Genomic DNA, 13330 nt, shown 5'->3' on the forward strand with positions numbered 1-13330 from the left:
TGTTTATCGCTTACACCTTGATTCATGGTAAAATAAAGAAAATAAGATGGGTTAATAAGGTTGAAATAGCATAAATGCACTTATGAGAAAATGCATAAACGAGGTCGATGGCATGAATCATATTCCCGTGTTAAAGAGCAAGCTCATTATGCCGGATTTACCCGCAAACTTTTTGTTGACGGACCGGCTGGAAAAACTTTACGCCGCCATGGATTCCTCCAGGGTAGTCAGTGTCTGCGCGCCTGCCGGGTACGGGAAAACAACCCTGGCCGTCTCGTATTTCAGCCGGCGGGCTGCCCTGCCTTTCAGGATATGCTGGTACCGTTTGGACCCGGAGGACAGGAATCTCCCGGTGTTCATCGCCCACCTTGCGGAAGCGGTATTCCCCTCGGACGCCGCCTTGTTTTCCGAATCCCGGAAAGCCCTGAAGGAATATGCCGATGTGGAATTGCAGCCCCAGCATGCCATCGCCATGATCTGCCAGGAAATGTGGTCTCATCACAGCCATTCCAAGACCCGAACCTATTTGGTGCTGGACGATTTTCAAAACGTGACCCAAACCCCGGAACTATGCGATGTCGCAGCCTTTATGCTGGATAACCTTCCTCCCTCCTGTACCATGTTCATCTTAAACCGGACAAATTTTAAAGTCTTTACCGAAAAGCAAAGACTGGAGCAAGAGATACTGGAGATCGACGCCGAAGACTTGGCTTTCAGTCCGTCTGAAATCAACGATTATATGTTTCACATGAAACAGCCCGTTTTAGATCAGAAAACAGCCGATTTTATCCGCAAAAAGACCGAAGGCTGGATAGCAGGCGTCATCATTTTATGCCAGGCTATCCAAAACAAGGGCTCCGATATCGCCGCTTTTGAGGGGAGCGGGCTGGTGCACGAAGAGACGCTGTTCCGGTATTTGTCTCTGGAAGTGTTTAAATCAGTCGAAGCCGCTACTCAGGATGCTCTAGCCCGGCTGGCACTGCTCCAGGATTTTTCCGAACTGGAAGCGTTGGAACTATTCGGGATCGTCGATATACAGGAACTGATGGCCCAAAGCATGGGGTTCGGCATCTTCATCCAGAGGATTCACGGGGATCCCGTCGTTTACCGTTTCCATTCTTTATTCCGGGAATTTCTGCTCTATATTCTGAAACGCCGCTGCTCCGGTGAGCAGGTTGCCGGGCTTCGCCTGAAAACCGCCGCCTGGTATATCAGGCAGGAAGCCTACGGTCGTGCCGCCGAACACCTGGCCAAATGCGAAAATGCTGTTTTGGCCAGGGATATGGTGACCCAAGTGGGTTTTAATAAGTTTTTAATCGGCGAGACCGGGCAATTGAAGATCTGGCTGGATTTGCTCCCGGAGGATATGATCAGGGACAATCCGGTTCTCCTCATGTATAAAGCGCAGCTCTTGCCCAACAACAGGCAAGGGGAAATGGTGGAACCCCTCAAAAGGCTGCTGCAGCTGTCCCTGCAGGATAACCAGCCTGAGATGTATTTTAATGTGTCAACGGTTCTCATCTATATCCTAACCTGCAGCAACGATATGAAGGGATTGCAGGAAATGACCACAGGCCTTTCCTGGCGGCTGGAAAACCCTTCGCCGGAATTGAACAACACCCTGGCTATCCTTGATATGGTGCAATCCATGGCAAAAGAACGATTTCCTGCAGCGGCGGCCCAAAGCGAAAGCATCTTGTATGACCTTCTGCCGGAAGACAGCCAATGGCTGTATTTAATCCTCTCCTCCATCATTTATCACTGTCTCGGCAAGCTTGACCAGGCGGAGCGCTGCATGGAAACTGCGCTGGCCTTGCATCACTTCAAAAAGGTTGAGCCCGCCAGAGGATTTATCCTGCTTTTTCTGTCCATCGCCTTATCCCTCAAAAATGAAAAGGATCGTCTGCCTTCACACCTATCCGAAGTCATCGCCATCGGCGAGAAATACGATTATGACTACCTGTCGGCTAACGGGAGGCGCTTGGCCGCCTTTGAACGGTACTTATCCTTTGATAGGGAAACCTGTATCGAGATGCTGGATTACGCCGTTTTTCACTACCGCCGGATGAACAATAAAGTCATGGCCGCAGCCTGCAGGCTCCTCCGGAGCCTTTGGTCCATCCGGCCGGGCGGTGCCGGCCCGGATCTCGGGGAAGCCCGCCGGGACATGGCCGTGATCAGGAAAGCCAGGCCCGGTATGATGGTCTGCGAGACATCGCTCTGCATCCTCGGAGCCATTGCCGGAAGGTCGGGGGATTTTCAGCTGGCAGAGCGCAGCCTGCTCTCAGCCGTCCGTTCGGCCAAAGCGAAAAAAGCCTATCAGGTGCTCTGCGGCTCTTTTTTCCACCTTGCCGGGCTGTACTTCGGAAACGGGGACAAGGAAAAGGGACATGGTTATCTGAAGCAGGCTATGGAACTGGCCGCAAAGAACAGGTATTTTATGTTCTGGGATATCCATATCCCCACCCTCACCGAAATGACCCTGCGCTGCCTGCGCTACGGCTATGGCACCGGCTTTGCCGAGGAACTGTTGGGGAGGTTCTACGACGGCTCTACGGTCAAGTACCTGGCAGAAAAAATAAAAATCATTGACGAAAGCCGGATTACGGCCTTTGTCAATGATTTTGTATCCCAATACAAGCCCGATCAGAAGGAAGGTCTTTATCTTGTCAAAGCTGCCCTTTTCGGCAAACCGGAAATTGCGGTAAACGGCGTCAAGATCCCGGACTCCGAATGGAAGACCAAAAAAGTAAAGGGCTTGCTGGAATACCTGCTCTTACACAGCGGCAAGACGGTATCGAAGGAGACCCTGCTGGATATCTTCTGGCCCGAGTCGGACGGCAAATCCGCCATGGTATCCCTGCGCACAGCCTTGTATCAGCTCAGAAAAACCCTGGCCAAATACAACGTAAGGGTTTCCGGAAATAATGCCTTTATCCATGAAACCCTTACGGGCTTGCAAATTATAAATAACGATATCCTGGAGCTGGATATTGTCGAGTTTCTGCGCCTGAACCGGGAGCTGACCGGCCCGGCAAAAAACAACCCGGATGAAACCTGCAAAAGGTTGGAACTATTGCAGCAAATGGTCTCTCTCTACCGAGGCGAGCTGCTGGAGGGCAGTGATTACGGGGATTTGGTATTTCTGGAGCGGGAAAGGTGCAAGGTAATCTTTGAAGATGCCTGTCTGAAACTTGGCCTGATCTATATCCAAGAGGGAGAGCTGAGCCATGCCGAAGAAATTCTCAGACTCGCCCTGGCCCTGGAACCGTATAACGAAACTATCTGTCTGGAATTGTTGAGGCTGTTTATGTCCCAGGGGATGCGAAGTAAAGCGGTCAATCTTTATTATCGGTTCAAAAAGCGTTTTGAACAGGAGCTTGGCATTAAAATTGACGAGAGATTGACGGAGGTGATAACTACAATCTTGCCGCTGTTATAGTTTTTCCCTTCATTGTTGTGGGTGTGAATCACTTATTGATGCATACTATAGTTAGAGGTACAAAAAACTTCCTATTATAAATCATGATTCATGGATTACATGTACAGTTATTTAATGAAATAAGAAAGTGGGAATGTGTAATGAGTGACGATCAGAAATGCCCTATCTGCCCGAAATGCGAGCAGGAGTACGATAATGCAAATTCTAGAGAAGAAATTAATGTCTGTCCAAATTGCGAAACGATGGAAATCCTAAAAATTTACGCCAAGCATCTAGTCCAGGGAAAATAATATTAAACGGATCCAAAGTTATTCGGTACCGGGTAATTTCTTATCTTTTTGCGGAAATACCGCTGTTACAACCCCCGATCCCGCTGGATTTGCCGCTGCTGCGCCCGGCACTGTAAAATAATTCTTGCCAATCCCTTCCAAGGTATATCCTTCTTTGGGAACCAGCGTGATAGTTGCCGTATATTCCCGGCCTTCGACAAAGGGGTCGTCGGCAGGCGACCAGCTGATCGTCCCAATATACTGCTCCGTTTCGGTAATCGTTTTTACAGGTGATGCTCCCGATTCAGGCGGTATAACCCCCCTAACTTTCGAAAGGCTGATTGCTGTCGCTGGTTCATTTGGTTCATTTGGTTCATTTGGTTCATTCGGTTCATTCGGTTCTGCGGGTTCCGCCGACTCATCCGGTTCTGCCGGCTCAGACGGCAACGCCGGGAACACGGCCGTAATTATCCCTGATCCTGCAGCATTCCGGGTGGTGGATGCTCCCGGTACGGCAAAGAAGTCCGCAGCGACACCTTTTAAGGTATACCCTGCTTTGGGAACCAGGGTAATCGTCGCCGTATATTTCTGACCTGCAAGAAAGATGGCATCGGCAGGCAACCAGGTGACCGTCCCCGCATACTGCTCGGTTTGAATGGTTGTCAGGGGTGTTTCTCCCTCTTTGGGGACAATAACTCCTGGTATTTCGGGTATGTCGATAACATCTTCCTTCGCCGGAGCAGCAAGACGGGCTTTCACTTCCGGATCTAAGGAGGCCAGCACCGAGCTGTCCCAGATATCATCGGCAGTTTGGCCCAGGAGAAGATTGCCGGCCACCTCTTTCGCTTTATCCCGGTTTACTTCCCAATAGCTTAACCCGTCCAGCATAATCGCATCTCCGGGCAGTGTTTGGGTTACGATTGTGGCGTCGTCAAATGATTTTGCCGCCCCGGCAAGTGTTAGGAGATCTTTCAGAGACAAGTCCGTTTCCACTGTTTTCATTAACTGCGGGACAAGCTTGGGCAGTTTAAGAATTGTGGCGGGTTCAAGCATTTTTTTGCCTGCAGTTGTCAACACTTTTTGCTGTCTGGCGGTTCTTCCGATGTCAGCCGTTGTGCTGTCACGGTAGCGCGCATACTGCAGGGCTTTTGAACCGTCCAATTCCTGCACCCCGGCCTTCAGGTTGATATAGCCGTCCTCTTTGTCCCCGGTCACGTGCTGCATGTCTTTTTCCACGTCAATGGTGATCCCGCCCAACGTATCGATAATATCCTTGAACCCGGCGAAATTCGTCAATACATAGCCGTCCAGCTTGATGCCGGTCAGCCCGGTAACCTGTTTTTCCAGCTCCGGGATCCCTTTTAACATCGGAACGGCGTTGATTTTATAATAGTTTTTTGATCCCGGCAGGGTTACCCGGGTATCTCTGGGAATGGACAGCAGGGAAATGAGTTTCGTCTTCGGGTCAAAGCTGGCCACGATGATCGAGTCCGCATTATAAGAACTTTCCCCCGGCCTTTTATCGGTTCCAATCAAAAGAAAGCTGACCCGGTTGTTCAAGCCAGCACTGACGCCGACTAGTCTTTCAACGGATAGTCCTTCCTCTCCAGAATAGAAAACGGCAAATGCCGCCCTCCCGACGAGGACTCCTGCAATCAACAGTGCTAAGATAATAAAAACTCTTTTAAGTTTTTTCTTTTGGTTCCTTTTTTTAATCAATATGTTCACTCCATTTTTTGATTTTACTACCATAAAAATGGTATGGTCGGGAAATCAATGAAGGGAATTCCCGACCATCTCCTGACGGAAATCCGTAAATGCCACGCATCCGCGTACTGCTTCACAGTTCGCACCACAACGAAATTATATCACAGAAACTTGTCAACAACTTATGAAATGCTATTAAAAGTACTCTAAATAAAAATTCGGCCGTTTTTGAGTTTGACTAAGCTGGCTTAGTCAAACTCAAAAACGGCCGGTCTCCAGGTGCCTTAAACAGTCAAAAAAAATGCCGCCTGAGCCTGATAGGGCCTTGGCGGCAAGTGTGCTTTCCGGTAACATATACTACTAACTTAAACGGAAAACTCCGCCATTCCCAAATTCAAATGTTCCTCCTGTCTCTATCTCGAAATGTTTCTTTGCAATACCTAAATCAATCAAATCCATGGAATAGTCGTCCGCAATTTGAGCGCTTAAGATATTGTTCTGATACTTAAACATTGCTTTTTGGGTATTTTTAGCGCTTGGGGCAAGTAACGCAGCCTTCATTCCGTTTTGTACCCATTGAGGCAAAGGTTGATCGCTGATGATTCTTTCTGCCATACTTTTTCCGTTTCTATGTGTAGCTGACCGTATCATCTTTTCCGTTAGTGAGGGCGCTGCCACTTTACCTACTAAGACAACACAAACCAGTTCCTCGCTGCCATCAACAATTAATTCGTCCTTGTCAAAGGTGCCTCCGACCCAGCAGGTTCCCAAACCTAAATCAGTTATAGCAAGAACTAAATCTTCTCCGTAATAGCCAATTCTTTCTTTCAAATCTTTGAGTTCTTTGTTCCCTTTCACCAATATAACTGAACGCACATTGGTAAATAAGCCGTAACTCTTTCTTAATTTCCGAAAAGCATTGCTCCCGTCCTCCAAGAATTCCATGGCTAAACCAGATGCTTCATTTAATTCCCGGTAAAACCTTTATCTGCAAGGCTTTATGCTTGCTCAATTAAGCAAACCGATGCTGTAGCCTTGAGTGGGCGAAAATGATGTCATTTCACGCATCTCTGTCTCTCGATATTAGTTCCTCAAAGATTGGTGCAAAATCAATATCCTTTATTGCTTTGTATTCGCTAGCAAAGTTTTGGCTCTGATCGCCTTCTCAGTTTATGCTCATTTTGTTTGATTGAGAATATCTTTAATTTGCGGAACGGTTTTGCCTTCCTCTCTCAAATTTTTGATGTAGAAAATACGCTGTATCGTATCGACACGTTTGTATCTTCTCGTTAAGTTTTCTTCTGCTTGTTCAAAATCCAGCATGCCTTCTTCGGTATAAAATTTAAGCGTGCTGTATCTCATTCCTGTTAATCTTACCAACTCTCCAATCGTAACGTATAGAGAGTTCTCTATTACTTCCATACTTCTTTGCCTTGACATTATGCACAACTCTCCTTATATAAAAGAGTTAACCTAATCCAATCATAAAAGAATCAACATAATCCAGCATTTGCTTTAGCAATTGATTGGAAGGAGCTTTCTTAATTTCTTTCAGACGAACCTTTAACTGTTCAGATTCATATTTGGAAAAATAGTTCTTGATCTGCCCGCCCTCTTCCAGCAGACTAACCAATGCTATTGTTTCATCAGACACAGTTCCGCTTTCAAGCAGCTCCGCTCTTATTTTTTGTATCACACGGTCAACTTCGTCCGGATTGGGGATAAAATAAAATCCATTGCCAAAAATACCGCCCTTTTCAGGGGTCACGCAATCTCTGTCAGCCAAAGAATTGCCAATATCAGCGACCAATACATTCAGCTTCTTACTGGTAAATGACAAGTTATACTCCAGGGCTATTTCTTGGATTTTTATTGGTTTTGGCTTATTGAGCGAGTCATAAAGAGATTTCAAATAGACTTGTTCCGCGCCTAAATCGCTTATCACACAAAGCTTCTTATTCTCGTCTATTTTAATACAATTATTCAGCAACAACTCAATTAACCCGCTTGCTACAACGCAAACCGGAATTTTTATACTAAGCGTAGGGAAATTCCCTTTTTTGTTTAAAGAGCACAATACGTATTCTTGAGTGATGGACAAATTTTTCATTGCTTTATCCCCCTTTATTTTAGTACTTAATACTTATCACTTACTACTTATGATTTGATTATAGCATAAAAAATCAAGCTGTCAATAGTGCATTTTCTGTAAGCCTAGCCGGGTTTCCACTCCTTCCAGAGTGTCCAAAAACTCCAATTTTATCTCCGATTTTAAAGTGTAAAAACGGGGTTATTACCCCCAAAATGCTGATGCCATGCGAGTTCGAGCGCATGGCATCTTTTTGCCTAAAATCGTGGCCAGACCGTGTAAAAAGTATCTGAACCAGTATCTCTATCAGTTTCTATCACTTCTAACACAACGAGTGATAGAAAGCAAGAATAACCTTCTGACAGCTTACGACAAAGGAATAATCTCATTATCCTTTATAATAGTACAATCTTTAATGCAATAAATATGAGCACCGCAACTTTTAATGGACTCTTCCATACCTTTTATCCTGCTTCATATCGGTACATAAAAAAGCTAAGTTGTAGATTATTAAATGATCCACCTCTTAGCCTTAATATACTGAATTTTCTTTGACCCTCCATGTCATCTATGAAATGCCCCAAAAAAACGGCTTAAAAAATGGACTTTTTTGCCTCGATTTTGGCTCATTTTTTGCTCCAAACCACTATATGTTGTGGTTAAAACGTCTTATTTATCTCTTTTGACCACAATACGTCATCATTATTATACACTCCACATGCACCGCCCACGGAAACATATCCACCACCACAGCCACCCACTATCCCTCGCTCCCGCACCAGCGGGTTGGTCATAGGCTACCCCCTTGACAGTCCTGCCTACTGATTTCCTTCTGCCAAACCTTTGCCCAGCTGACATAAGTCACTATATAGAGCCAGCACACTTCACCTTAATTTACTCATCTGTTCCTGGAATGGTAAGAGCATGTTCTTATGTGATCGTCCACCATGCCGATTGCCTGCATAAATGAATAGATTATTACAGGCCCGACAAATTTAAAGCCTCTTTTCTTCAGATCTTTACTAATTTGTTCCGACAAAGGAGTCTGAGCAGGTATTTGCCCCTCGGATACCCAACTGTTTATCACTGGCTGACCATCGACGTAATTCCATAAGAAGGTTGAAAAGCTTCCAAATTCCTTCTGCAGGTTGAGGACAGCTATAGCATTGCTTCTGACAGCATTTATCTTAGTTCGATTTTTTATAATATTATATTGGTCTTTGATTGTCTCCAATTCTTCATCCGTCAGTTTGGCGCAATAGTCAATGTCAAAATGTCGAAACGCTTTTTGATACTCTTCTCTTTTGGAGAGAACGATATTCCAGGATAATCCGGCTTGAGCCCCTTCTAAGATAAGCATTTCAAATATATAAACATCGTCATAACTTGGCACACACCACTCGTTGTCATGATATTGCTGCATTGTTTGATTTTTTCCGGGCCATGAACAAGAACTCATAAACGTTTCCCCCAGTCATTTTCCTTTATCATCGCACTCTTCTTATAATGCCCTTTGCTGCCCTCAATATAGGCCAGAAGTTCTTCCAACGGAATCGCCGGGCTGTACAGATAGCCCTGATAGCGGTCACAGCCCAGGTCATGAAGGATCTGGCGCTGTTCCTCAGTTTCCACAAATTCAGCCAGAACCGCATAATTCAGCGATCTGCTCAGATAGATGATGGAAGAGATGATATCACGGCAGTTGACATTGGCAGAGATTTCGCGCACCAGGGAGCCGTCCAGCTTAATCGTATCAAAGTTGTATTCCTTCAGGTACATCAGGGAACTATGGCCCATCCCGAAATCGTCCATCTCCAGCTCCATTCCCATATCTTTGATGGCGCCCAGCGCATCCTTGATCCTCTTGTCATTTTCCAAGGCCACCTGTTCCGTAATCTCAATCTTCAGGGCCTTAGGGCTGATCTGATATTTTTTAATGAGCTGCCTAAGCTTAGGGGGAAATTCTTCGTTTTCAAGCTGAGAAGCGGTTATATTCACTGAAATGGCCATATCCCGGAACCCCAGGGCCTTCATTTGCCCAAGGGTGCTGCAGGCCTGCTCAATGATCTCCAAACCCAGTCCATCAATAAGCTGATACTCCTCGGCCAGGGCAATGACGAGGGGAGGGTAAACATAGCCATAATTGGTGTGTTTCCATCTCAGCAGCGCTTCGGCACAGAATACATTGCCCTCATAATCCACCTGAGGCTGATAAAACAGCACCATCCTTTTTTTCCGGATATCATTTTTCAGATCCTCTGCCAGGGCTTTGGCCAAGCTTCCGATCACATCCTGACGGTCCAAAAGATTATGCCGTTTGTTGCTTCTTTCGATCTTCTTGAATTCCGCACACACACCCTCGAAGTTCTTTTTCATCTTGGAGGCCGAAACGGCCTGGGACAGCTTAACGAAAGGAATATAGCATAAAGTCCCCAGAATCAGGTTGAAGAGCTGCAATAAGCAGCCGCTCACAGAACCCGTTGCATAATATCCGTTGATAAAAACCGGCGTGGTCCATTCCACCGTCTGCACTGTGAAGGGGACCAGCCCCAGACTTAGAGCGGCAAATGAGGTCACCGTCAGAAGCAGCGGAACCAGAATAAAGGGAATCAAATAAATCGGGTTCAGCACCAGCGGAAAGCCAAAGACAATCAGCTCGTTGATATTGAAGATAAGGGGAAAAAGCGAAAATTTAGCGATCCGGCGCTGGTTTCTGTTTTTTTTGAGCATGAAAACAGCAATGATCAGGCATATGGTGCTGCCGCAGCCCCCCATCAGCACAAAGGTATCAAAAAACGTCTTGGTGAAAATCTGGCTGGGCGCGTCTCCGGCGTTAATCAGATTCTGATTGACGGCAAGGGCCGGAACATAAATGCTCTGGGCCACATGTTCCAGCATATTGCTGCCATGAATGCCTAAAAACCACAGGAAGTGAATCAAAAAGATAAACAGCAACGCCCGCAGGAATGAATTGCCGATGTTGGAAAACCAATTATACAGCACTTCAGCAAGGAAATCGTTGATATCCGATATGTTCAAAAAGGCGAATAAACTTTGATTGGCGGCGGCGAAAAGAGCGATGGTGATTGCCGCGGGTATAATGGCGGCTACGGCGTTGCTGAAGCTAAGGGAATCCCCGTCCGCAAAGGGCCTGATCCTCAGTGCCTTGATCGAACTGAGCTTGTAGAACAAGAGGGTGGCGGTGACCGCCGCCAGTATGGCCACAAACACGCCTGTAACCCCGTAATTGGTGATTTCAAACTCGTCTTTGCTGATTCCAAAGAGCGCGATAAAGGAGCACAGCGCTACTGAGGAAACGATGATGGGGTTGATTCTGAGTTTGTCCCTGTTCTCCAACTCGGTGACCAAAGAATAGCTGATGCAGATGACCGTGGCCAGGGATAAAATGCCGATCGTACCATCATGCACATAAGTAAAGAAGTTTTCCCAGTCCAATCCGAACACCTTTGCCATCAGATCCCGGTACTGGGGTATGGGGAAACTGGTAAACAACAGCGCGATCGAACCGATCAACACGATGGGGATCATTAAAATCAGCCCCCGCCTGACGGAGGCAAGCAACAGGTTTTCTCCGGCTCTTTCCATCAATTTCGTGTAATGGCTGATCATTTCGGTAAAATCAATCCATCTGCGCTTGTGCACTTTTTATCATCTCCGGTAACAATGAATCGTCCCTGACATTTGAACTAACGGTGAAACTCATCTCTAGTTAATTCTTTTTCCGGGGGAATGTCAAGGCTATTTGGGTTCGTTCATGATTCAAACCCAGTCCACCCTCAAGAAACCAAAAAAGCGAATGCAATTTCTCTCCGGAACTGTACTCGCTTCTCTATATTATCGGCCGGCTAAAACACCTTCCCCTCAGGGCTATCCTCTCTAATCTTTAGCACTTGGTTTTGGAGCTTTCACAACGGAAGTGGACGAAGGCGAAGTTGCAGACAGCTGCCCTTCCTCTGCCACTTTGTAAAACATTGAGTCACCGGACTTGTCGTTTGTGCTCCATTTAACATTTTCCCACCTCCCCTATAAGGTATGTTTATAGGGAAATATGGGTTCGGCAGACGCTAATTTAAATTGAATAATAAATGACCATATTAGCCCGGGTTAATTGATCAGATCTATTGAAATATGCATGGGGCCTATCCGCCATGAATTTAATCGAGTCCCCTGCTTTTATAACATATTCTTCATCATCCACCCGAATGGTTAAAACACCTTCGTAGACCGTAATCAATTCCTGAGTCTTTTCTCCATGAGTATTTGAAGAAAATGAACCGTTTTTTTCAAGTTCGATCCTATAGATTTCCACTTTTCGTCCGTCTTCCGAGGGAAAGATCGAGTATACCTTATATCTCCCCTCGTCCTCAACTTGGGGTTCGATATCCTCTCCCAGGACAAGGAAGGTATCCGGCTGGGGAATGTTAATGATTGAGGTATAAGGTATTTTCAAACCCGAGGCAATCTTCCAGATGGTTTTAATGGTGGGGCTGGACTCACCTGCCTCGATTTGTCTTAACATCCCTTTACTGACATCGGTCATATCAGATACCTTATCCAAGCTTAATTTCATTTCTTCCCGGATTCGTTTCAAGTTATTGGCAACAATCTGATTCAAATCTCTCAAGTAGGTCTTCCCCCTTGTATCTTCTCCCCCGGTCATATATAATTCCTGTATGTTATATTGTACACAAAAAGCCATTATAACATACAGGAAAGTGGGATATATGCTTTTTCATTATACCATTGTGGTTTATAAAAGATAACCACAGAGCATCGGAGGGAGAAAATGGACAGAAATCAGATTACAGGCAGTATCAAAGAAGGAATCATCTCTGCTCTTCCCCTTATCTTTGGTTTTTTCCCCGTGGCTATGGCCTTCGGACTTCTTGCCAAAAATGTTGGTATTTCGCTGCAGGACAGCAGTTTGTTTTCCCTGATGGTTTTTGCCGGGGCCAGTCAGTTCATGGCCTTGGATATGATTAAAGATGGCATTTCAGCGGGAAGCATTATCCTTTCCACCTTCCTGCTGAATTTACGGCATTTTATTATGAGCGCTTCCCTGTCGGTAAGACTGCAGGCAATTAAAAAACATTGGCTTTTTATCATTGCTTTTGGTATTACCGACGAAGCTTTCTCCTTGATCTCCTTAAGAAACAGAACATTAAACCTTCCATTTTTGCTTACTCTGCAAATTGCACCCTACATATCCTGGGTGACTGGTACGATTGCCGGGTATCTTGTCGGCACCCTTCTGCCGGAGGCTGTTCAGCTCAGTCTGGGGGTAGGCCTTTACGCTATGTTTATGGCCTTATTGGCACCTGAGGTCAAGAAATCCTTTTCTGTTCTGTTTTTGGCGGTTATGTCCGGGATTTTTTACCTGACTGCATCATACTTTAAGCTCCTGCCCGCCTCCTGGTGTTTTATTGCGTCTGTCATCCTGGCGGCTGGAATCGGCGCTATTATTATAAAAGATGAGGTGGTATCCCCATGAAAAGCTATCTCCTTTTAATTACCGGGATGATGGTTGTCACATATTTGCCCAGGTTACTGCCGCTGCTTATTATGACGGGAAGACCTCTGCCCCCTGTTCTCAAGCGATTCCTGCAATATATACCCTATACAGCTTTAAGTGCTTTGATTGTACGGGGGATCATGCAATCTGCTCCGGACATGAGACTGGCTACGGTTGCCGGCATTATCGCAGCCGGTATCTGTTCCTGGCTGAAAGGCAGTTTAGTCTTATCCGTCTTGATTTCCATCATTGCAGCATATCTAATTCTGCAAGTATAACCGTCATTGAGT

The 13330-nt window shown here is 46.0% G+C and carries 9 protein-coding genes and 1 pseudogene; 3 read left to right on the forward strand and 7 right to left on the reverse strand.

All coding sequences use genetic code 11. From position 1 onward, the window contains the following. Positions 1–112 precede the first annotated feature (112 nt). Positions 113–3442 carry an AfsR/SARP family transcriptional regulator gene (locus tag DESYODRAFT_RS29285; protein WP_007784931.1) on the forward strand — a complete coding sequence of 1110 codons (3330 nt, stop codon included), beginning with the start codon at positions 113–115 and terminating at the stop codon, positions 3440–3442. A gap of 308 nt (positions 3443–3750) precedes the next feature. Here DESYODRAFT_RS29285 and DESYODRAFT_RS16905 read toward each other — a convergent pair whose 3' ends face one another. The 7 genes and pseudogenes from DESYODRAFT_RS16905 to DESYODRAFT_RS16935 all read right to left on the reverse strand — a co-directional run bounded on the left by DESYODRAFT_RS16905 (position 3751) and on the right by DESYODRAFT_RS16935 (position 12152). After that, positions 3751–5439 carry an LCP family protein gene (locus tag DESYODRAFT_RS16905; RefSeq protein WP_242833475.1) on the reverse strand — a complete coding sequence of 563 codons (1689 nt, stop codon included), beginning with the start codon at positions 5437–5439 and terminating at the stop codon, positions 3751–3753. A gap of 339 nt (positions 5440–5778) precedes the next feature. Beyond that, positions 5779–6381: pseudogene (locus tag DESYODRAFT_RS16910) on the reverse strand (nitroreductase family protein); the annotation flags it as partial. A 213-nt stretch (positions 6382–6594) separates the two neighbouring features. Further along, positions 6595–6858: a helix-turn-helix domain-containing protein gene (locus DESYODRAFT_RS16915; protein ID WP_007784936.1), complete on the reverse strand. Its 264-nt coding sequence runs from the start codon at positions 6856–6858 to the stop codon at positions 6595–6597. Positions 6859–6886: 28 nt separating this feature from the next. Further along, positions 6887–7528 carry a GOLPH3/VPS74 family protein gene (locus tag DESYODRAFT_RS16920; protein ID WP_007784938.1) on the reverse strand — a complete coding sequence of 214 codons (642 nt, stop codon included), beginning with the start codon at positions 7526–7528 and terminating at the stop codon, positions 6887–6889. A gap of 877 nt (positions 7529–8405) precedes the next feature. Continuing rightward, the gene (locus DESYODRAFT_RS16925) at positions 8406–8966 is read right to left on the reverse strand and encodes a DNA-3-methyladenine glycosylase I (RefSeq protein WP_007784943.1); all 561 of its coding nucleotides are present in this window, start codon (positions 8964–8966) and stop codon (positions 8406–8408) included. After that, positions 8963–11170, reverse strand: a complete 2208-nt coding sequence (locus tag DESYODRAFT_RS16930) for an EAL domain-containing protein (RefSeq protein ID WP_007784946.1) — start codon at positions 11168–11170, stop codon at positions 8963–8965. The genes DESYODRAFT_RS16925 and DESYODRAFT_RS16930 overlap by 4 nt, the downstream gene beginning before the upstream one ends. A gap of 427 nt (positions 11171–11597) precedes the next feature. Beyond that, positions 11598–12152 carry a helix-turn-helix domain-containing protein gene (locus tag DESYODRAFT_RS16935; RefSeq protein WP_042339814.1) on the reverse strand — a complete coding sequence of 185 codons (555 nt, stop codon included), beginning with the start codon at positions 12150–12152 and terminating at the stop codon, positions 11598–11600. Between the two features lie 162 nt (positions 12153–12314). Here DESYODRAFT_RS16935 and DESYODRAFT_RS16940 point away from each other — a divergent pair, with 162 nt between their 5' ends. Both DESYODRAFT_RS16940 and DESYODRAFT_RS16945 read left to right on the forward strand, forming a co-directional pair. Continuing rightward, positions 12315–13019 carry an AzlC family ABC transporter permease gene (locus DESYODRAFT_RS16940; protein WP_007784948.1) on the forward strand — a complete coding sequence of 235 codons (705 nt, stop codon included), beginning with the start codon at positions 12315–12317 and terminating at the stop codon, positions 13017–13019. Then, positions 13016–13318 carry an AzlD domain-containing protein gene (locus tag DESYODRAFT_RS16945; RefSeq protein ID WP_007784950.1) on the forward strand — a complete coding sequence of 101 codons (303 nt, stop codon included), beginning with the start codon at positions 13016–13018 and terminating at the stop codon, positions 13316–13318. The genes DESYODRAFT_RS16940 and DESYODRAFT_RS16945 overlap by 4 nt, the downstream gene beginning before the upstream one ends. Positions 13319–13330 lie beyond the last annotated feature (12 nt).

Source organism: Desulfosporosinus youngiae DSM 17734, from assembly GCF_000244895.1.
GTDB classification, from domain to species: Bacteria; Bacillota; Desulfitobacteriia; order Desulfitobacteriales; family Desulfitobacteriaceae; genus Desulfosporosinus; species Desulfosporosinus youngiae.